Here is a 20,670-nt window from a genome sequence, read left to right as displayed (position 1 = left end):
TGATATTTTTTTACTCAATGCTCAATATTAAATCGGCAATACGGACGACACAATGAAACAACACGAATCGGCGGATAATTCTCAAGGCCAACTCTTTATTGTACCTACTCCTATAGGAAATTTGGCTGATATTACCCAACGAGCGCTCGAAGTTTTACAAGCCGTTGATTTGATTGCCGCTGAAGACACACGTCATACAGGATTATTGTTACAACACTTCGCGATTAACGCGCGTTTGTTCGCGCTACATGACCACAACGAGCAGCAAAAGGCCGAAACGCTGGTGGCGAAACTCAAAGAAGGGCAAAACATTGCGCTGGTTTCCGATGCCGGAACACCGTTGATTAACGATCCTGGCTACCATCTGGTGCGCACCTGTCGCGAAGCGGGGATCCGCGTTGTTCCTCTGCCGGGCCCTTGCGCGGCGATTGCTGCCCTAAGCGCTGCTGGTTTGCCTTCAGACCGCTTTTGCTATGAAGGTTTTCTGCCTGCCAAATCGAAAGGGCGTCGTGATGCGATGAAAGCCATTGAGGCAGAGCCGCGTACGCTTATTTTTTATGAATCTACCCACCGCTTGCTGGATAGCCTGGAAGACATGGTTGCCGTCTGGGGCGAATCCCGTTACGTGGTGCTGGCGCGCGAGCTGACCAAAACCTGGGAAACCATTCACGGCGCACCGGTCGGCGAACTGCTTGCGTGGGTCAAGGAAGATGAAAACCGTCGTAAAGGTGAAATGGTGCTGATTGTCGAAGGGCATAAAGCGCAGGAAGACGATCTCCCTGCCGATGCGCTGCGGACCCTGGCGCTGCTGCAAGCCGAACTGCCGCTGAAAAAGGCCGCCGCGCTGGCCGCTGAAATCCACGGCGTGAAAAAGAATGCGCTGTATAAGCACGCACTGGAACAACAGGGAGAGTAAGCCCGATTGTTGATGGCCAAACCGACAAGGGTATGGCCATAAGCTAACACAGAGCTTAAGACTGAGCGGCAGTTTCACTGATTAATAAGCGGTTTGCTGACCCGCATACAGTGATTTTACTTCGCACGACTTCTTTCATCGCATCCATACCGACCCGCATGTAATAGCGAGGATCGTTGCCCTGCGGATTTTCCGCAAACCACGCTTTGACCGCATCGGCAAAAGCGATTTTCAGTTCAGTAGCGACGTTAACTTTGCACACGCCAAGCTCGATCGTGCGGCGGACGTATTCGTCAGGAACATCGCTTGCGCCATGTAGTACCAGCGGAATATCCACCACTTCACGAATTTCACCCAGCCGTTGGAAATCGATTTTGGGCGTTTTGGTATACAACCCGTGTGCAGTGCCGATGGCTACGGCAAGGCTGTCTACGCCGGTACGCTCAACAAACTGTTTGGCTTCTTGTGGATCGGTAAGGAAGGCGCTTTCCGCATCCACGCTCATATCATCTTCTACGCCACCGAGGCGGCCCAGCTCAGCTTCCACGCTGCAATCTTTGGCATGGCAAAAATCTACAACGGATTTCACCAGCTTCACGTTTTCTTCAAACGGAAAGTGACTGCCGTCGATCATTGCGCTGCGCACTCCTGCATTCACTTTACGACGGATATCGTCCAGCGACTCATGGTGATCGAGGTGCAGCGCCAGCGGTATACCGTAGCTGGTGGAATAAGCGCTGCACAGCGCGTAGATCTCTTCCAGCGCGATATGCTTAAAGGTGCCCGGTGTTCCGGCAAGGATCACCGGCGATTGCATTTCATAGCACACCTCAAGGATCGCCTGGATCGTCTCGGCGTTATGAATGTTAAAGGCGGGTACGGCATAACCCTTTTTTTGGGCATCCAGCAGGAGGTATTTCGTGGAAATAATGCTCATAAAACGATCCTTTTAGGCGTTCCAGGGATGAATAACAACGCCCTGTACAACGCGGTTCACAGTGCCGCTGGCAGAAGGCGTATCCGGTGTATTGCCGATATTGATGGATTGCGTCAAAGCAAAGACCTGGGCGTAGATCAGGAAGCAGAATGCCAATTCCATATCGATGAAAGAGCGTGCTGGTGGCAGCAGAATATGTGGGCCAGCTTCAATCGTCTCATGGGTTTGTGCGGCAATCGCGACAACCCGCAATGCCTGCCGATCGCGGCGTAACTCTGCCAGCAGATCGAGATCGTATTGACGTGTATAGGGATGGCTGGAAACAAAGACCACTACCAGCGTTTCATTATCAACCAGCGACTTTGGACCGTGACGAAAGCCTGTAGGGGAGTCATAGAATGCGGCCAGTTTGCCTGCTGTCAGTTCCAGGACTTTCAGTGCCGATTCCCGCGCAGCTCCCTGTAATCCACCGCTACCGAGGTAAACGATCCGTTTCCAGGGTTCATTGCCAAATACGCCGTCGCTGAAATCACCCAGTGAAGTCAGAATCGCCTGGCACCGATCGGCCACGTCGCGGAAGGTCTGACTGTTGATTTTTTCCGGGGCGAATACTGCCAGGCAGCTGGCCATCATGGTGGTAATGCTGCTGGTCATGGCGAAACCACGGTCATGTGTCTCTGCGGGCATCAACAGAGCAAAGGCATTGTCGCTTGCGACTGCGTTTTGATAGAGGCTACCTGCTTCGTTGCAGGTGATTGGCAGGTGATAGCACTCAGGTACAAACTGATTAGCCAGTTCCACTGCCGCAACACTTTCAGGGCTGTTTCCTGAGCGAGCGAAAGAAATGAGCAGCAGCGGATGTGCGGGATTCAGGTAATCCATCGGATTAGTGACCAGATCGGTGGTTGGCACAGCACTGATGTTTTTACCGGTATAGCTTGCCAGCCAGGGGGCGATGATGTCGCCAATGAATGCTGATGTTCCGGCCCCGGTCAGTATGATCCGCAGATCGTTTTTGCGCAGTAATGGTGCGAGAAAGCTGTCAATGGCAGAGCGAATGTTGTCGATATTCGTAAGGGAACGGATCCAACTGGCAGGTTGTTGACGGATCTCTTCTTCGGTCCAGGTGCCCGTTACCGCGGTAACAGGGGTATAGGTTTCTGGCATAACTTAAGTCCTTAGTCTTGTAAATTCCACATAAGACGCTGGCAAGAATGTCGCTATCTTTCGTTTCGTTTCACTTGTTCATCTTGTCGATTGATTAAAATCTATATGAAAGAAATCGAAAGAGCAATGATCCAAAATGAAATAAAACGAAATTTGTGATCGTGAGAACGAAAGGAATGATTATCTTATTGATCTATAAGAAGTACGCTTGTTGTATGATGGTTAGGTATTTACTCAAGCGAAAGGAAAAGAAAGGCCTTGCGATCGAAGACCGCAGGCCAACACGAGACAAAATGAAAGGTCAAAGGGGGAGAGCCTGACCCTGAATCCAGATCTGTTGTAAATGCAGCCCGCTATTAAGCGCGATCGCGTCGGCACGTTTTCCCACTGCTAACGATCCCAGGTGGCGATCGATACCCAACAGACGTGCGGGGTGGAGAGAGGCCATATGAATTGCCTCTTCTGCCGTTATCCCGGTGAGCTTGACCATATTACGTACGGCGGCATCAACCGAGAGCGTGCTACCAGCCAGACCACCGGAAGCGGTACGCACAATACCACTGTGCATTTCCACTTCCTCACCGCAGAGCGTATATCGCCCGTCTGGCATTCCTGCAGCCTGCATGGCATCGGTGATCAGCACCAGCCTGTCTTTGGCGCAACAGCAGCAGAGCTTCATGGCCGCTGGGTGGACATGGTGTCCGTCAGCGATAAGTTCCAGCCAGGCGCGAGGGTCGGTTAACCCTGCGCCAACCATTCCTGGATCCCGATGATGTAAGCCGGTCATACCGTTATAGCAGTGCACCAGTCCGTCAGCACCGGCGTCAAAGGCCGCGCGGGTTTGTTCCCAGGTAGCAGCGCTGTGTCCCAGCATCACCCGTACGTTGCGCTGCTTCAGATGTTCGATGGCCTGTAATGCACCGGGTTTTTCTGGTGCCAGCGCAACGACGCGCAATGTTTGCTGGGAAATCGCAATCAGTTCATCCAGTTCACTGAGTTCCAGTTCCCTGAAAAGCTCAGGCGGGTGCGCCCCTTTGTTCTGCGGCGTAAAGTACGGGCCTTCAAGATAACTGCCCAGCACCTGTGCGCCGGGCCCTCCGGAATGGTAACGATGGGCGATACGCTCAAGCGCCTTGCGAATATCTGGTAGTGGAGCGGTGACGGTAGTGGGTAGCCAGTTGGCTACCCCTTCACGTGCTTTGTGCATCGCCAGTTTGTCGAGCGTATCCGGTGCTTCATCCATCACATCGACGCCCGCACCGCCGTGCACGTGGATATCAATGTAAGCCGGACAAAGCAGCTCTGCATCGTGGACCATAACGCCGGAGGGTATTGGCTCTATTTCTGCAATGATGCCGTCTTCAATGTGTATTTGATGATCGTCCAGCCAGCCTCGTTCGGTCAGTAGACGTCTGGCGCGAAGTAGCTGTCTCATATCCCTTCCTCAACGGGCTTTTCCTCACGACAGCGTCCCAGTTCGTCCACCAGGCTAGTTAAACCACGGTGCCCGCACTCCAGCGCCTGCAAGCGAAATGCTTCGCTGGTCAGGCCATCGCGCTCCAGCACCATTTCCAGCAGTAGTTGCAGATTAGTGCCGGTGATCACCTCGGTGCCTTGCCTTTGCATGGCCAGGGTGGAAGCGACGCGAAATGGTGTCCCGCCTAACAGGTCTGTCAGAAACACGATGTCTTGCTGCGCATCCAGTTCACTCACCGCCTGTTCAAGCTGCGATGTGAGTAAGGCGGTGGTTGAGGTTTCCGGAAAGTCGATGGCGATGAACTGTGATTGTTCACCCAGAATCTGTTTCATCGCTTTTTCCATTCCGCTGGCAAACCCGCCATGACCCGTCAAAATAATACCTAACATCTACAACCCCTTATGTTTACAGGAAGTGACAGAACTTACCTACGACGCCGAGCACCACGGTAATGGCGATAAGGCGCAGAGGACTCCAGCCACGGCGGACCAGCCAGAACATGGTTAATGTGTAGACCAGCGATAAAAAAGCAGGCATCAGCTTGTCTATCACATCTGTTTGCAGTTTCACTACTGCATCGCCAGCAGTGATTTCCAGCGTAGTGCTCAGGCGAACATAGGTCGCTACCAGCGCGCCGATCACCGTCATCCCAACGATGGATGCCGCATGTCCAACCTTTTTGGTGTTAGCTTTAATCAGCGGGATGGCAGCAACGCCCATTCGATAAGCATAGTGTGCCAGCCCAAAGCGCAGACCAAGATGAACCACGTTGAACATAACAATAAAGACAACAGCGCCAAGAATAGAGCCTTGCAGCGCCAGGCTGGCCCCGATACCGCCGCAAATAGGCAGTAACGTTAACCAGAACATGGCATCACCGATACCGCCAAGTGGCGCACCCACGGCAATCTTGGTGCTTTGAATACTGTTCACATCCTGCTTGGAGCGTTCCATCGCCAGGATAATCCCGATAACAAACGTGACCAGGAATGGGTGCGTGTTGAAGAAGCCCATATGGCCTTTCATCGAACGCGCCAGATCGCGCTTATTGGTGTGGATCTTTTTCAGAGCAGGTAACAGGCCGTACAGCCATCCTGATGCCTGCATACGTTCGTAGTTAAAAGAGGCCTGCAACAGCATTGAACGCCAGGCAACACGGTTGATATCTTTTTTCGTCAGCTCGGCACCGATATTCTGGTCTTCGTAGACGTTTTCATTGGTGCCGGACAGCAGCGTTTCTTCGGTTTCGGAAACGTTCGGCAGAGCCGTTTGATTAGATGCCATCTTCGAATTCCTCTTTTTGTGCTGCGGGAGCTGTAGGTTCAGGTGATTTACGCAGAAAATCGATCAGCGCCATTGCCAGTGCTGCGGCGGCGATTGCCAGCACAGGGAGTTTGAGCCAGGCTGCGGCGACAAAACCCAGGATGAAGTAGGGGATATAGACGTTTTTCATCATGATTTTCAGCAGTACGGCGAAGCCGATAGCTGGCATGATGCCGCCTGCCACGCCGAGGCCGTCAATCAGACGCGTCGGCAGAACATCTATCGCGGTTTTGGCATGTTCCGCGCCAAAGTAAATTGGCAGGAACGCGCATAAAAAGTAGAAGGTCCCCAGCGCGAGCAACGCCAGATAGTTGACCCGCTCAATTCCGGCTGTATCGGCATTCGCTGCCATGCGATCGCAGCGAGCCATCACCCCGGACATCACAGAGAACAGGAAGGTAATCCCCATCTGTACTGCTACGGCGAACGGTACCGCCACACCTACGGCAACTTCAGGTTTCACTCCGGTCGTTATGGCAAACGTGGTTCCCACGATAGTGCCGATAATCACGTTTGGCGGCTGAGCTCCTGCCAGTGGGGCCAGACCCATCCACACCAGTTCCAGCGTACCACCTGTTAAAATACCGGTATGCAGATCGCCCAGAATCAGGCCGACCAGCGGCCCGAGAACAACTGGGCGGTGCATGTGCGTTAACCCGTTGAACATATCCAGGCCTGCAATAAAGGCGAGAATACCCAACGCAAAAGCCTGCAACAGACTGATTTCCATTGTGAATCCCTCAGAGAAGTTTATAGAGGTCCTGGGCGGGTTCTGTTGGAACGCCCTGAACGAAGCATTCCACCCCAGCGGCTTTTAGCCCGTTGAACGCCGTAATATCGGCAGCGTCTACAGAAACCGTTTTGGCGATTTGTTGCTTGCCGTTGGCGTAGTGCATATTGCCAACGTTGATACGGTTAACAGGAACACCGCCTTCGACTAGACGGAAGAAATCCGCAGGCGATTTGCAGACCAGCAGAATTTTTTGGCGATCGGCGGCACGGTGAATATTGTCGATCACTTTTTGTAGTGACCAGAAGCGTACGGCGATCCCTTCTGCCAGTACCATTTCCATCAGGTTTTGCTGCACTGGATCTTCAGCCACCTCATCATTAGCGACCAGCACCAGGTTTGCCCCCGCAAACCCGACCCATTGCACACCAACCTGACCGTGAATCAGACGTTCATCAATGCGACTTAATACAATGTTTGGCATGGTATTTTTCTCTTTTTTGTTATGCGTTACGAGCTGGAGCACCCAGGCAGGCGCAGTGATATTGCTGCAGTATGTCCTGAATATGGTTAATGATGAGTTCTCGCGGCGTGGCGCTGAGATCTCCCTCGCGCACTTTTACGTACTGCAAGGGTAAATACTGGCTAATCAGCGGCAGTGGAATGGGCTCATCCGCCAGGTTACGTACCAGACGTTCAAATGCTTCATCAATCTGACTGTCCGGCCAGTAGTAACGAACCCGATCGGAGTAGCTATACCCGCGAGCCAAACGGCGTGCATTACCATCGCCGTGATAGTGGCTCTGCCAGTACTCTGGTCGATCAAGCATTACGCTCTCCAGCACATGTCGCAGGCCCGAGCTGGCTTTTGCAGGCAGCAATTCTTCTTCAATGGCGGCTAATGAAAACAGCGCTTCACGCAGGGCGAAGGTCAGTGCGGGTCCTACTTTCAGGATAGCGAAGTGATCTATAACCAGTTGGCGCAAGGACTGTGGCGTTTGGTAATCGGTAGAATGCGCTTCAAAAACCAGCGTGTCGTAGTCTTCCACCATTTTGCGGAGCGCCACGGCTTTCTGCGGTTGATAATCAATGATGTGCGTGTGGTCGAATTCAACGCCAGGTTGCACCACCAGGGCGATAATACGCGGCCAGATACCTTCCAGCCCGCGCTTTTCAAAGGCGTGATAGTGGGCCTGAAGCGTTGCGCGTGCGGCATCGGGCGTTGTTACCGCCAGTTCGGTTAACGCTTCATGGGCACCACCAGGAACCGGAACTTCTGTACCAATCACATAGACCAGGTCAGACTCGCCAAAATGTGCCATACAGGTTTCTTCGGCGACTTTTGCCAGGCGTGCGGCGCGCTCAGCGACAATTTCATCCGTCAGTGGAACCGGGTCGTTAGCACAAGACATGCTGCAATCGAGGTGGATTTTTTTAAAGCCTGCGGCGACATAGCTCTTGATCAGATCGTCTGCATTGGCCATTGCCTGTTCCGCAGGCAGATTTTGCCAACGGTTTGGCCCGAGATGGTCTCCGCCGAGAATCAGCATATCCTGAGAAAAATCAAGCGAGTCGGCTAAACGGCAGACAAAACTGCGAAAATCGGCTGGTGTCATACCCGTATAGCCGCCAAACTGGTCAACCTGATTAGAGGTTGCTTCGATCAACAGCGGTGTATGGTTTGCATGGGCGTAGCGTATTGCGGCTTCCAATACGATTGGATGCGCGGAACAAACGGCATAAATCCCGTTTGCCTTCCCCCGTTTATGCTGCTCGACCATTTTAGTTAGATGTTTCACTTTCCTCTCCAGGTCAGATTACTGCGACATCAATCTTTCGTTTTGTTTCATTTAATACTGCATCATGGTGTTATAAAAATAAAACGAAAGATAATAGTTTTCCGATCTGTTTCACAAAAGAAACACAATGAAAGGTTTCAGCGTAAGTTCGTCCGGCTCTTCCCTGCTTGCGGGGCTTGCATTCGCGCAAAAGAAAGGCGTTAATAGACAAAACGAAATAAAACGAAAGGTTTAACTAAAGGATTTCTTATGAGTAACACCGAGTCCTCTGCAGACAAGCGCGTTATTGGCACCAGCGAAAGACGTGAGCAGATCATCCAGCGGTTACGGCAGCAGGGAAGCGTTCAGGTTAACGATCTTTCCTTATTTTTTGGCGTCTCCACGGTCACTATTCGCAACGACCTCGCCTTTCTGGAAAAGCAGGGGATTGCGGTACGTGCCTATGGCGGAGCGCTAATATGCGAGAGCAATGCGCCTGTTGTGGAGCCTTCTGTAGAAGATAAGAGTTCACTTAATACGGCAGTAAAACGCAGTATTGCCAGAGCCGCCGCAGAGTTAATTCAACCGGGACACCGCGTGATCCTTGACTCCGGCACCACGACCTATGAAATTGCCCGCCTGATGCGCCAGCATACTAATGTCATTGCTATGACCAACGGTATGAATGTCGCCAATGCGTTATTGGAAGCCGAAGGGGTTGAGCTGCTGATGACCGGCGGTCATTTGCGTCGTCAGTCACAATCGTTTTATGGCGATCAGGCTGAGCAGTCGCTACAAAATTATCACTTCGACATGCTGTTTCTTGGCGTTGATGCTATCGATTTAGAGCGTGGTGTTAGCACGCACAACGAAGATGAGGCGCGTCTCAACCGCCGGATGTGTGAAGTGGCTGAACGTATCATTGTCGTTACCGACTCGACGAAGTTTAACCGCTCCAGCCTGCATAAGATCATTGATACCCAGAGGATCCATACCATCATTGTTGATGAAGGCATCCCAGAGGAGAGCTTGCAGGAACTACGCCGCAGCGGTGTTGAAGTGATCATTGTTGAGTAGTCCCGCTCTAAAATTCAAAAATGTGATCCCTTTCAATTAAACAAAAACAAACCATAAGCGAGCTTTTTTAGTAGCTCGCTTTCGTTTTTTCGCATGCTTCCCGCCTCTTTCTCGCATCTTACCCATTTTGAGTCTTTTCATTTTTTCGGTTTTCTTCGTTTCGATTTGCTAAAACGAAAGAAAATAGTCAATTTTTGTTAAATTCAACGCTGGGCCAGTGCGCACAAATTCACCTTATTGCTTCTGATGTAATATATTCAAAAGAAAACGAAAGTGCTAAAGCGCTAAAACAAAACAACATGAATATTTGATGGAGCAATAGAAATGCTGGATAACTTAAGACGTCGCGAGCAAATAATTGATCTGCTATGCGATCAGGGTAGCGTTCGTGTCGAGCCACTGAGCGTCCATTTTGGTGTGTCATCGGTTACGATCCGCAACGACTTACGTTATCTGGAACAGAAGGGATGTGTCATGCGCTCCTACGGCGGGGCGGTTCTCAATCAGCACTTTGCCCTTGACCGGCCTTTGCAGGATAAGGACCGGCTGAATCGCGATGTGAAAACGCGTATTGCCGAAAAAGCGGCCAGCTTTGTGAAAGATGGTGACACGTTAATCCTCGATTCCGGTTCGACCACCACGCTCATTCCTCCTATGTTAAAAAATCGCCGCGATCTGGTGGTGATGACCAATGCGCTCAACATTGCATGGGAACTGGCGAATTTTGAGCGCGTAGACGTCATGATTCTGGGAGGGAATGTCAGGCAAAGCGTCTATTCATTGTATGGCCCTTCAGCAGAACACCAGCTTAGACAATACCGGTTTGATAAGCTTTTCTTAGGCGTTGACGGATTCTGCCTGGAAGCGGGTATTACCACGCCACATCCGGGAGAAGCACATCTGAATCAGGTAATGTGTGAAGTTGCGCAGGAGGTCACGGTGGTCGCTGACTCCAGCAAGTTTGGCCGCAAAAGTTTCTGTATGATTAGCGAAATCAGCGGGATTGACCGGGTGATTACCGACAGCGGGATCCCAGAAAATTATCACCGGACGTTAATCCAGCTTGGGGTGGATGTGGTGATTGCGGATGAATAACTGAAATTGCTGGCGAGATTCCCCCGCCAGCAGTTTTTTAGTGGGTCTGCGTACCCTGTTCAACCAGCAGCAATGCGGCACCGCGAACCCCGCTGGATGCGCCATGGATGGCCGGGAATACGCGGGCAGGTTCTAATCCCGGGAACAAATAACGTGACATGGCCTGCGGCAGCAACGTATAAATTTCTTCGATGTTGGAAACCCCACCGCCGAGAACAAAAGCATCGACATCCAGAATCAACTGCAATTGCGCCAGCGTACAACCCAACATATCAATCCATGCTTCTATGGTAGTAACGGCGCTGGCATTGCCATGACGATAATGCTCCAGCAGGGTCTCCATTTTGAGTTGTTCTCCGCTGAAGTGTTTGTGGAGCCACAGTAAACCGGGGCCGGATTGATAGCGTTCCAGACACCCTTGTAAGCCACAACCGCACTTCAGTTCCGGTAAATGATAACGACGCATAAACGTTGCCGGAAGCGGTAAATGGCCAAACTCACTGGCCATTCGGTTGCGACCCCTATACAGCTGACCGTCAATGACTAACCCTCCACCCATGCCGGTGCCAATAATGGCACCAAAAATTCTGGAGAACTGGCGAGCCTGCTGGGTATGGGCTTCCGAGAGCGCAAAGCAGCAGCAGTCATTGTCCAGCTCAACCGAACGATTGAGGCGGTTAGCTAAATCGTTCATCACCTGGCGTCCGGTCAGGCAGGGCACGTTAGATGACAGTAGTTTTCCGGTATGTCTGTCCATAAGACCGGGCATGCCGATGCCAATTTTTCCTTGCGTTCCTGTCGCCCAGTCGGCGGTATCAATAAGTGAAGTAAAGGTCGAAAGAAAGAGTTCATAATCCTGAACTGGCGTGGCAACGCGCTTACGCCAGCAAACCTGCATTTCCTTATCAAAAGCGACAATTTCAGTTTTGGTTCCACCAATATCAACACCGTAAAACATGCCTCATCTCCTCCGGCTTCACAGCGTAACCAGACTGTTTTCCTTGCGAGCGCGTTCTGCGGCAAAGACCATTAAGTGACTTTCCAGTGACTCATCCGGGCCAGAAAGGATCATATTTTGATCGTTGGCCATCACTGCATGGATAAAGCGATCCATCAGGTAGTAATCGCCACCACCATGTCCCCCCATCTGTGTTTGTGTTCCAGCGGCGATCTCCTCGATCTGATGCACTGTTTCTTTGTCTGTCAGGAAATCAAACACCCGGATCTGCTCGCCATCACCTTCCAGATAACCTCTGGTGCCAAACAGGCGCGTTTTTCGATCTTCCATTTTGGTAAATGCGGTCATGGTAAAGGTCACCGTCTGCTGGTGGGCAAAACGTAAGTTAACAACCTGATGATCCACCACATCATTATCACAACGATAAACGCAGCGACCATAAGGCCCATCGCGCAGCGCCTGGCGGACATTTTCTTCGCTGGGATCTGCAGTCAGCACCCGACGGAAGTGAGGAGTGCATTTGTGGTTTTCACCCAGATAAATTTTGCAGGCAGACCAGGGGCAGGTTGCTTCAACCTGACAATCAAGGCAGCGGTCGGCGGCGCCAGCAGGCTGATTCTCTTTCACAAAGTGGCTCAGGCTGCCAAATGATCCTACGTCCTTGCAGTTGTCGCCCATGATGTAGCGGATCCAGTCCAAATCATGACAGGATTTCTGTAATAACATAAATGACGATTCTGCTTCATTGCGCCAGTTACCACGTACAAACGAGTGCGCCTGATGCCAGTAACCTACGGGTTCGAGATGCTGCATGCTGACAATATCGCCAATTACGCCATCATCAAGCAGTGATTTCAGCTTTTGCGTATAGCGGGTGTACCGCAGGACGTGCGCGACGGCCAGTAATACGTTGTTGCGTTTAACCGCATCAATAATGATCCGGCAATCTTCTGGCGTAGGGGCGAGCGGTTTTTCCAGCAGAATGTGATAGCCGAGATTGGCAAACGCCACGGCAGGATCTTTGTGCATATTATCCTGCGTGCAAATAAGTACTACGTCGGCCATTTTGGGTTGGGCCGCAGCCTCTTGCCAGTCGCAAAATACGTTATTTGGGGCAATCTTATGCTGTGCGACAAACTGCTGGCGATACGCCTCTCTGGGCTCAGCAACGCCTACTACCTGCATTCTGTCTGGATGTTCAAGCGCATAGCGAGCATATATTTCTCCGCGCGCACCAGCTCCTACCACTAATACGGTCACTTTATTCGCACACATATAAACCTCTCATTTTTCACTTAGCCTGAATAACGGTCAGGCCAAATTTTCTTCATGTTTTTTATCAAACAAAAAGGCGGCTTCCAGATTAAATTTCACTTTGATAGATTCGCCGGGAAGAGGGGCCCAGTCGGGTGAGGAGTTAATACGTAAGATCATATGTTGCTCACCAATATCAAAATGCAGAAGGTCTTCGTTGCCCATCCTTTCTACGTTGGTAATGTGCGCATCGAACGCAGAGACGTCATGCTGCGAGGCTAACTGAATGGCCTCTGACCGGATGCCGAACCAGACGCTGGAGTGCGGATATTGCTCCAGTAGGTTACTCAAGCGTGTATTTAATGGCAGGATTAAATTATCAGCCAGGCGCAGACCACGAGTACCGGGTTCAATATCAAGCAGCATAATATTCATTGCCGGATTACCAATAAAACCAGCAACAAATTTATTCCTGGGGTGATGGTAGATATTTCCTGGGGTATCCACCTGCATAATACGACCGCCATTAAGAACGCAAATCCTGTCTCCCATCGTCATCGCTTCAATCTGATCGTGCGTGACGTACACCATGGTTGCGCTCACGCCTTCGTGACGCAGTTGTCGATGCAGTTCTGTCAGCCGCACGCGCATTGAAACACGCAGCTTTGCATCCAGGTTGGAAAGCGGCTCATCAAACAAAAAAACGTCTGGCTTACGCACGATGGCCCTGCCAACGGCAACGCGCTGACATTGACCGCCCGAAAGTTGGCCGGGCTTTTTATCGAGTAATGTCTCTATTTCCAGCTTGTGTGCAGCTTCCCGTACGCGGATATCAATCTCTTCTTTGCTCATTTTCCCTAACAGACTGAATGCCATATTTTTATAAATCGTCATGTGGGGATAGAGGGCATAATTCTGGAAGACCATGGCAACGCCTCGCTCCTTTGGTAGCAGGTCGTTGACGCACTTCTCTCCGATTGCGATATGACCATGAGTGATATCTTCCAGACCTGCAATCATGCGCAGCAGCGTTGATTTGGCGCAGCCTGATGGCCCGACAAACACCATGAATTCGCCATCGTGGATTTCAAGATCAACGCCATGGATCGCCTGGAAGCCATTGGGATAGACTTTGCTTACTGCCTGTAATTGAATACCTGACATAACACTGCCCCTTATCCTTTAATTCCGGCACCAGCGATGCCGCGAATAAAATAGCGCTGGAAGAAGATATAAAGTAACAACATCGGGATAATCGCCAGCAATGCGCCCGCCATTAACATCGGATATTCCACGCCTGAGCGTCCGGAAAGTGAGGCTAACCCCACCGGTAATGTCATTTTATCCATGGAGGTGTTGACGATCAGCGGCCACATTAAGTTATTCCAGCTCCACAATCCGTTAATAATGACGCAGGCAATCAGCCCTGGTTTAATTAATGGCAGCATAATTTTGAAGAAAATAGTCAGATGGTTATACCCATCCATAATGGCTGCCTCTTCCAGTTCTTTAGGTACTGACAGAAAAAACTGACGCAATAAAAAGGCGCTATATATGCTGAATAAACCCGGTAGCACCAGTCCAGGAATTGAGTTCAGCAAACCGATTTTTTCAACGGTTAAAAACTGTGGGATTAAAAAGATCTGACCGGGCACCATCAGAATTGAAATACACAGCATAAACAGGACATCTCGCCCTTTAAAACGCAGTCGGGAGAAACCGTACGCTGCCATTGCCGCAATCAGCGTCTGCAAAATGACGATGACCAACGTGGAGACGATCGAGTTAAAGTAAAAGCTGCCAAAAGGCATTTCATGCAAGATTTTACCGTAAGCCTGAAACCCTGGGTTGGCAGGTAGCAGGATCGGCGGAAAGGCGATGCTTTCTGCCTGGGTTTTAAAAGAGGTGATGATCATCCAGATGAAGGGAACCACAGTTACCAGCGTCGCGAGGATCATCAAGCCGTAAATTAGCCATTTTTCACGTTTAGTCATGAACATCGTGGTTGCCTCACTGTGCTTTAAGTCGTTTACCAATCCATATTTGCAGCAGCGTCAGGACCATCGTGATAACGAAAATCACCACGGCGATCGCTGAGGCATACCCTTTTTCATGGTAGATAAAGGCGTATTTATAGAAGAGATAGGCGATAGTCATCGTCTGATCGTCCACCATGGATGAACTGCCAAACAGCAGATAAACCACATCGAAAATTTGCAGCGTTTCGATAAAAGAGATCACCAGTACGAAAAACAACGTGGGGATCATTAGCGGTAAGGTAATAGACCAGAATCCACGAAATTTGCTGATGCCATCCAGCGACATCGCTTCATAAATTTGTTTGGGGATCCCCTGCAATCCAGCGAGCAGAATGATCATCTTCAGCGCAATAGCCGACCAGATGATAACCAACGAGGCGCTCAGGCGGACGACATCGGGATCGGATAACCAACCGATGGCCGGAAGATCGAAAAAGGCCAGGATCTGATTAATTAAGCCGAAGTTTCGGTTCATCAACCACTGCCAGACCATAGCAATGGCCGCAGGCATAGTGACAGCGGGCAGAAATAACAGCGTGCGAAACAACCACTGACCGCGAATCGCCTGATTCAGGCCAATTGCGAGCAGTAATGACAAAACGGTGATTATTGGTACGCAAATAAAAACATAGGCCAAGGTGTTATATATTGCTGAACGAAACTCATCATCGCTGAATAAATTAATATAGTTATCTAAGCTGATCGTCGTCCAGATCTGAAACTCTCCCAGGTCAGTGAAACTATAAAAAACGTTCTGGAAGAATGGAGTAAAGTAAAAAACAATTAACCCCGCCAGTAACGGCATAATCATTATCCATCCCCAGAAGCGTTCTTCTTTTTCCAGCTTGGTCAGGGATTTTTTTTGCACTTCTCTGGCCGGTAATTGTGGGGATGCAGCTTCATCTGAATAGCTCATACAGACTCCGGGGTGCTCACTGTGCAACCAAAGTATATTGCGCGGGCGAAAGCGAGAGGGAGCATGGCTCCCTCAGGATTATTTCTGCATTTCTCGTTCAACGCGTTTAGCAACACCAGGCATGACTTTCTCTGGGTCAGTACCCGTCCACACTTTTTTCAAGCCATCATTCAGAATGCTGTTCCACTTAGCGGTATTGGAGCCCGCGGTTGGATATTTATGTGAGAAAGCCAACGAATCGATATAGGCTGAAACATCAATATCCTTAAAGCCTTCAGCCCACTCTTTGGCCACTTTTTGGTTAGCGGGGATCACGACTTTTCCCGTAGCCAGAGTCTGCTGCGCATGCTCAGAACTCATGAACTCAATGAACTTCCACGCCGCATCTTTATGCTGACTTTTGGCTGACATAGCAAATGCAAGACTATGGGATACACCTGCCTGCTCTGCCATTTTTGGCATTGGCACTACGCCGATGTGATCTTTAATCAACTCGTTTTGAGAGAAGGGTAATGCCCACCATGAGCCTGCGTAGACCATGGCTACCCGGTTTGACTGGAAGACGTCTGAGGCTTCCATCTCGCCTGGCGGTTGGATTAGTCCCGCGTTCAGCATGCCTTGAACATCGCGATAGACGGCGATAGCTTTGTCATTGGCAACATCCGTTTTGCCCTCAGGTAGTACAATCTTATCCCCGGCCTGTAATAGCAGGTTAAAGTAACTATCCTGTCCGCTGCTGAATTCCATTGCCAGTGGATAAGACTGTTTATCCAGCCCTTTACGTAACTGATCTGATTTTTGTTTTAGATCGTTCCACGTCCAGTTTTTATCGGGATAACTCACACCAGCCTGATCGAACATTTTTTTGTTGTACCAGACGGCAATTGCATCAATATCCCTTGGGATGGCATATTGTTGCGACTGGTATTGGTAGGCATCGACTGAGCTTTTAACAAAATCATCCAGTTTCGGCGCTGATTTATCTTTCAGATAACTACTTAGTGGTTCCAGCATGCCATTTTTCACATATTGCTGGAAATTAGGCATGTTCATCCAGAATACATCCGGTGCTACATTTCCACCGACTGCTGAACTGAGTTTGATAAAATACTGGTCATAAGGAGTTAGTTCAATTTCGACCTTAATTCCGGGGTTGTCTTTTTCAAATTCATTAACGAGCTGTTGTTCGCCAGGGAGTTGATTGCGGTCCCATAACGTGTAGCGTAATTTAACAGGCTTTGCGTCCGACTGGCCTTCAGCACTCGCGAAGACAGGAGTTGCCAGTAAACAGGAAATAAGACAAGCCAATGCGACATTATTTTTATTCAGGGTATACATAACTTCCCTCTTTATTCAGGTCAGAATGCTTATGAGGTAAATTACAGGAGCCTATGAATAATCTGTTTTACACCGGAGAAAGTCAAAGCAGTAAAAAAGAGGGGATTATCGCATTAAAACAAGGTCGTCTTTCGGTAGGTTTCTCTTTTATCAAAACGAAAATATAACGTAAAACAATGGTGGTATTATTTCTTTTAATTTCATGTCGTTAGGTTCATTTGGTAGGTTTGAATCGAAAAAAATAGATGTTTAAAAAAACCTCTTAAAATGCGAACGTTATCACTTTATTTGTTGAAGCATCGACATCAAAAACGGGGACAAATCCCCGTTTTTTCGTTGGCTTTCGTTTCGATAATCAGGTCACTGGCGCCGGGTTAAACACCGCCAGCTGGTTATGCAGTCCCCACTGATCTGAGAAGGTTTTCTTACGTCCGCTGGCGACGTCGAGAATAAACCCGAACAGTTTCAGACCCACGTCTTCAATGGTTTCTTCTCCGGTAGCGATGGTACCGGCGTTAATGTCCATCAGGTCAAACCAACGATTGGCCAGCTCGGTGCGTGTCGCCATTTTAATCACCGGCACGGCCATCAGGCCATACGGCGTACCGCGACCGGTGGTAAAGACTTGTACTGTGATCCCGGAAGCAACCTGTTGCGTACCGCAGACAAAATCGCTGGCGGGGGTGGCAGCGTAAATCAGGCCACGTTTGGTTGGACGCTGGCCCGGCGACAAGACTTCGACAATCGCGCTCTTGCCCGACTTCGCAATAGAACCCAGCGCTTTTTCTACCACGTTTGCCAGACCGCCTTTCTTGTTGCCCGGTGATGGGTTGGCGCTCCGGTCAGTCTTGCCCATATCCAGGTAGTTATCGTACCAGGCCATCTCTTCGAGCAGGCGTTTACCCACCTCTTCGTTAATCGCGCGCGGGGTCAGAAGGTGGATGGCATCGCGTACTTCGGTGACTTCGGAGAACATCACTGTCGCGCCGCAGCGTACTAACAGGTCGGAGGCATAACCTACCGCTGGGTTGGCCGTCACGCCGGAAAACGCATCGCTGCCGCCGCACTGCATGCCGACCACCAGTTCTGATGCCGGGCAGGTTTCACGCTGGCGCTGATTGAGCTTTGCCAGATGGCGTTCGGCCACTTGCAAAATATCGGCAACCATCGATTGAAAGCCGACGTGTTTTTCATCCTGCAGGCTGACGATGCTGGCGCTGTCGACCGGAATGCTTTTTACATCGTGCGTACCTTCCAGCAGGCGCTCTGGCTGCAGTTTTTCACAGCCGAGGCCAATGACCATTACCTCACCGCCAAAGTTAGGGTTCAGCGCAATATTATGAATAGTTCGAATGGGCACGATGGCGGCTGGAGCGTTAATCGCCACGCCGCAACCGTACAGATGATTGAGCCCCACCACACCGTCAACATTCGGGTATTTGGGCAGCAGATCGCGTTCAATGATTTTCACCACATAGTCCACCACGCCCGCCACGCAGTGCACGCTGGTGGAGATGCCGAGCAGATTCTTGGTGCCAACGCTACCGTCAACATTGCGGTAACCTTCGAAGGTATAACCCTCGAGAGGCGGCAGCGGCTCAGGCACTTTAGTTGCCAGCGGCAGCGTCTCCAGCGGCGGAGCCTTGGGCAGCTCAACCATTGATTCATCAATCCAACTGCCGCGGGGGATGTCGCGAACGGCATAGCCTATCACTTCGCCATAACGCACGATTTCACCATGAACAGGAATATCCACGAGCGCCACTTTATGACCCTGGGGAATATGTTCAACAAGTTCCAGTCCGTCCGGAAAACGCGTTCCGGCTTTCAGACCATTGTCATTGACAATTATCGCCACATTATCTGTTTCGTGAACTTTAATATAAAACGCCGTTGGCGATTCTTGTCTAATTTCGATGTCGGCCATTGTCCAGTATTCTCCAACAAGTGGTGATAATAGTGTGGATATTTATATTTTGAATCTCATTGTCAGTAATAAAGATTCGGTATCGTGAAATAAGAATGTCAGGAGTTTATCGTGAAGAATGTGACAATGATCACTTAAACTCAGCAAGACCGCGCCAGCAGGGGGAGCAATACGTAAATGTGTGGATTAGCGCCCATGCATGTGTGCATATGCCCAAAACATTAATTTAATAACGCATATTTAATGAGCGCTTGCACAATGATTAACGTTGCGCTGCTGATTATACTAAATCACGGTTTCATTGCGTCTGATAAATTATTATACGTTTTTATTATCGGTAATTTATCACCAGGGATATCTGCCAAATAATAATAAAACTTTTATGTACCCGAGGTAATTAGAATGATACTGGATACAGTTGTCGAGAAAAAGAAAGGTACGCACACCCGTTACTTAATATTGCTAATAATATTTATTGTTACCGCCGTTAACTACGCGGACCGTGCCACGCTATCTATTGCCGGCACGGAAGTGGCGAAAGAGTTGCAGCTCAGTGCCATTTCAATGGGTTACATTTTCTCCGCCTTCGGTTGGGCTTACCTGTTGATGCAAATCCCTGGCGGCTGGCTGCTGGATAAGTTCGGTTCGAAGAAAGTCTACACTTACAGTCTGTTCTTCTGGTCGCTGTTCACCTTTCTGCAGGGTTTTGTCGATATGTTCCCGCTGGCCTGGGCGGGTATTTCAATGTTCATCATGCGTTTCATGCTGGGCTTCTCGGAAGCGCCGTCCTTCCCGGCGAACGCCCGTATTGTGGCCGCCTGGTTTCCGACGAAAGAGCGCGGTACGGCATCCGCGATTTTTAACTCCGCACAATATTTCTCCCTGGCGCTGTTTTCACCGCTGCTGGGCTGGCTGACCTTTGCCTGGGGCTGGGAGCACGTCTTTACCGTGATGGGCGTGATCGGTTTTGTGCTCACCGGCCTGTGGGTAAAGTTTATTCATAACCCAACCGATCACCCGCGTATGTCGCAGGAAGAGCTGAAGTTTATCTCTGAAAACGGCGCGGTCGTGGATATGGACCATAAAAAGCCCGGCGATGTGAAATCAGGTGGTCCTAAACTGCATTATATCAAGCAGTTGCTGACCAACCGCATGATGCTTGGCGTGTTCTTCGGACAGTATTTTATCAACACCATCACTTGGTTTTTCCTTACCTGGTTCCCGATTTACCTGGTACAGGAAAAAGGCATGTCGATCCTGAAAGTCGGTCTGGTGGCGTCGATTCCTGCGCTGTGCGGATTTGCCGGTGGCGTGCTCGGCGGTGTGTTCTCTGATTATCTGATTAAACGTGGCTTCAGCATCACCCTGGCACGTAAGCTGCCGATTGTGCTCGGAATGTTGCTCGCGTCGACCATTATTCTGTGTAACTACACCGATAACACCACCCTGGTGGTTGCGCTGATGGCGCTGGCGTTCTTCGGCAAAGGCTTCGGCGCGCTGGGTTGGCCGGTGATTTCCGATACCGCGCCGAAAGAAATCGTTGGTCTGTGCGGTGGGGTATTTAACGTATTTGGCAACGTAGCCTCTATCGTCACTCCGCTGGTGATTGGTTATCTGGTGAGCGAGCTGCACTCATTTAATGCTGCGCTGATATTTGTAGGGTGTTCGGCGCTGATGGCAATGGTTTGCTACCTGTTTATTGTCGGTGACATTAAACGTATGGAATTGCAGAAATAAA

The 20,670-nt window shown here is 50.2% G+C and carries 19 protein-coding genes; 4 read left to right on the top strand and 15 right to left on the bottom strand.

The annotated features are described in order from the left end of the window. The first annotated feature begins 52 nt into the window (after nucleotides 1-52). Nucleotides 53-916, top strand: coding sequence for a 16S rRNA (cytidine(1402)-2'-O)-methyltransferase (gene rsmI / locus OGV74_RS08575; protein WP_003024942.1), 864 nt, complete (start codon nucleotides 53-55; stop codon nucleotides 914-916). A gap of 55 nt (nucleotides 917-971) precedes the next feature. Here the strand turns inward: rsmI and kbaY are convergent, their stop codons facing one another. The 8 genes from kbaY to kbaZ all read right to left on the bottom strand — a co-directional run bounded on the left by kbaY (nucleotide 972) and on the right by kbaZ (nucleotide 8,349). Next, nucleotides 972-1,853, bottom strand: coding sequence for a tagatose-bisphosphate aldolase subunit KbaY (gene kbaY / locus OGV74_RS08570; RefSeq protein WP_003024936.1), 882 nt, complete (start codon nucleotides 1,851-1,853; stop codon nucleotides 972-974). Nucleotides 1,854-1,865: 12 nt separating this feature from the next. Further along, the gene (locus tag OGV74_RS08565; protein ID WP_086504602.1) at nucleotides 1,866-3,020 is read right to left on the bottom strand and encodes an AgaS family sugar isomerase; all 1,155 of its coding nucleotides are present in this window, start codon (nucleotides 3,018-3,020) and stop codon (nucleotides 1,866-1,868) included. Between the two features lie 301 nt (nucleotides 3,021-3,321). After that, entirely contained in the window at nucleotides 3,322-4,455 is a 1,134-nt protein-coding gene (nagA, locus tag OGV74_RS08560) for an N-acetylglucosamine-6-phosphate deacetylase (protein WP_194857373.1), read from the bottom strand. Beyond that, nucleotides 4,452-4,886 (bottom strand): PTS galactosamine/N-acetylgalactosamine transporter subunit IIA, encoded by a 435-nt coding sequence (gene agaF / locus OGV74_RS08555; RefSeq protein WP_003024930.1) that lies wholly within the window; start codon nucleotides 4,884-4,886, stop codon nucleotides 4,452-4,454. The genes nagA and agaF overlap by 4 nt, the downstream gene beginning before the upstream one ends. A gap of 16 nt (nucleotides 4,887-4,902) precedes the next feature. Further along, the gene (agaE, locus tag OGV74_RS08550; RefSeq protein ID WP_086504600.1) at nucleotides 4,903-5,781 is read right to left on the bottom strand and encodes a PTS N-acetylgalactosamine transporter subunit IID; all 879 of its coding nucleotides are present in this window, start codon (nucleotides 5,779-5,781) and stop codon (nucleotides 4,903-4,905) included. Continuing rightward, nucleotides 5,771-6,550 (bottom strand): PTS N-acetylgalactosamine transporter subunit IIC, encoded by a 780-nt coding sequence (gene agaW / locus OGV74_RS08545; RefSeq protein ID WP_003839998.1) that lies wholly within the window; start codon nucleotides 6,548-6,550, stop codon nucleotides 5,771-5,773. The genes agaE and agaW overlap by 11 nt, the downstream gene beginning before the upstream one ends. A gap of 10 nt (nucleotides 6,551-6,560) precedes the next feature. Then, nucleotides 6,561-7,034 (bottom strand): PTS N-acetylgalactosamine transporter subunit IIB, encoded by a 474-nt coding sequence (gene agaV, locus OGV74_RS08540; protein ID WP_003024925.1) that lies wholly within the window; start codon nucleotides 7,032-7,034, stop codon nucleotides 6,561-6,563. 19 nt (nucleotides 7,035-7,053) lie between these two features. Beyond that, entirely contained in the window at nucleotides 7,054-8,349 is a 1,296-nt protein-coding gene (kbaZ, locus tag OGV74_RS08535) for a tagatose-bisphosphate aldolase subunit KbaZ (RefSeq protein WP_286520654.1), read from the bottom strand. 249 nt (nucleotides 8,350-8,598) lie between these two features. On the opposite strand from kbaZ, the gene OGV74_RS08530 reads away from it, so the two are divergent. Then, nucleotides 8,599-9,405, top strand: coding sequence for a DeoR family transcriptional regulator (locus OGV74_RS08530; protein WP_003024922.1), 807 nt, complete (start codon nucleotides 8,599-8,601; stop codon nucleotides 9,403-9,405). Nucleotides 9,406-9,729: 324 nt separating this feature from the next. Next, nucleotides 9,730-10,500, top strand: coding sequence for a transcriptional repressor AgaR (agaR, locus tag OGV74_RS08525; protein WP_003024920.1), 771 nt, complete (start codon nucleotides 9,730-9,732; stop codon nucleotides 10,498-10,500). Nucleotides 10,501-10,537: 37 nt separating this feature from the next. On the opposite strand, the gene OGV74_RS08520 is transcribed toward agaR, so the two are convergent. The 7 genes from OGV74_RS08520 to garD form a co-directional block, all read right to left on the bottom strand. Next, nucleotides 10,538-11,458 (bottom strand): ROK family protein, encoded by a 921-nt coding sequence (locus OGV74_RS08520; RefSeq protein WP_003024918.1) that lies wholly within the window; start codon nucleotides 11,456-11,458, stop codon nucleotides 10,538-10,540. Nucleotides 11,459-11,476: 18 nt separating this feature from the next. Continuing rightward, nucleotides 11,477-12,733 (bottom strand): Gfo/Idh/MocA family protein, encoded by a 1,257-nt coding sequence (locus OGV74_RS08515; protein ID WP_003840006.1) that lies wholly within the window; start codon nucleotides 12,731-12,733, stop codon nucleotides 11,477-11,479. A gap of 36 nt (nucleotides 12,734-12,769) precedes the next feature. Further along, entirely contained in the window at nucleotides 12,770-13,876 is a 1,107-nt protein-coding gene (locus OGV74_RS08510; RefSeq protein WP_003024911.1) for an ABC transporter ATP-binding protein, read from the bottom strand. Between the two features lie 11 nt (nucleotides 13,877-13,887). Continuing rightward, complete coding sequence (locus tag OGV74_RS08505; protein ID WP_003024907.1) at nucleotides 13,888-14,712, bottom strand: carbohydrate ABC transporter permease; 825 nt, start codon at nucleotides 14,710-14,712, stop codon at nucleotides 13,888-13,890. A gap of 10 nt (nucleotides 14,713-14,722) precedes the next feature. After that, nucleotides 14,723-15,667 (bottom strand): carbohydrate ABC transporter permease, encoded by a 945-nt coding sequence (locus OGV74_RS08500; protein WP_057064126.1) that lies wholly within the window; start codon nucleotides 15,665-15,667, stop codon nucleotides 14,723-14,725. Nucleotides 15,668-15,745: 78 nt separating this feature from the next. Further along, entirely contained in the window at nucleotides 15,746-17,005 is a 1,260-nt protein-coding gene (locus OGV74_RS08495; RefSeq protein ID WP_057064124.1) for an ABC transporter substrate-binding protein, read from the bottom strand. 355 nt (nucleotides 17,006-17,360) lie between these two features. Further along, nucleotides 17,361-18,932, bottom strand: a complete 1,572-nt coding sequence (gene garD / locus OGV74_RS08490; RefSeq protein ID WP_086504598.1) for a galactarate dehydratase — start codon at nucleotides 18,930-18,932, stop codon at nucleotides 17,361-17,363. 402 nt (nucleotides 18,933-19,334) lie between these two features. On the opposite strand from garD, the gene garP reads away from it, so the two are divergent. Next, nucleotides 19,335-20,669 carry a galactarate/glucarate/glycerate transporter GarP gene (garP, locus tag OGV74_RS08485; protein ID WP_086504597.1) on the top strand — a complete coding sequence of 445 codons (1,335 nt, stop codon included), beginning with the start codon at nucleotides 19,335-19,337 and terminating at the stop codon, nucleotides 20,667-20,669. Nucleotide 20,670 lies beyond the last annotated feature (1 nt).

Origin of the sequence: Citrobacter sp. Cf116, assembly GCF_030336505.1 — a bacterium.
GTDB lineage: Bacteria > Pseudomonadota > Gammaproteobacteria > Enterobacterales > Enterobacteriaceae > Citrobacter > Citrobacter freundii.
The sequence above is the reverse complement of the archived record's forward strand: the minus strand, read 5'-3'. Positions and strand labels throughout refer to the sequence as shown.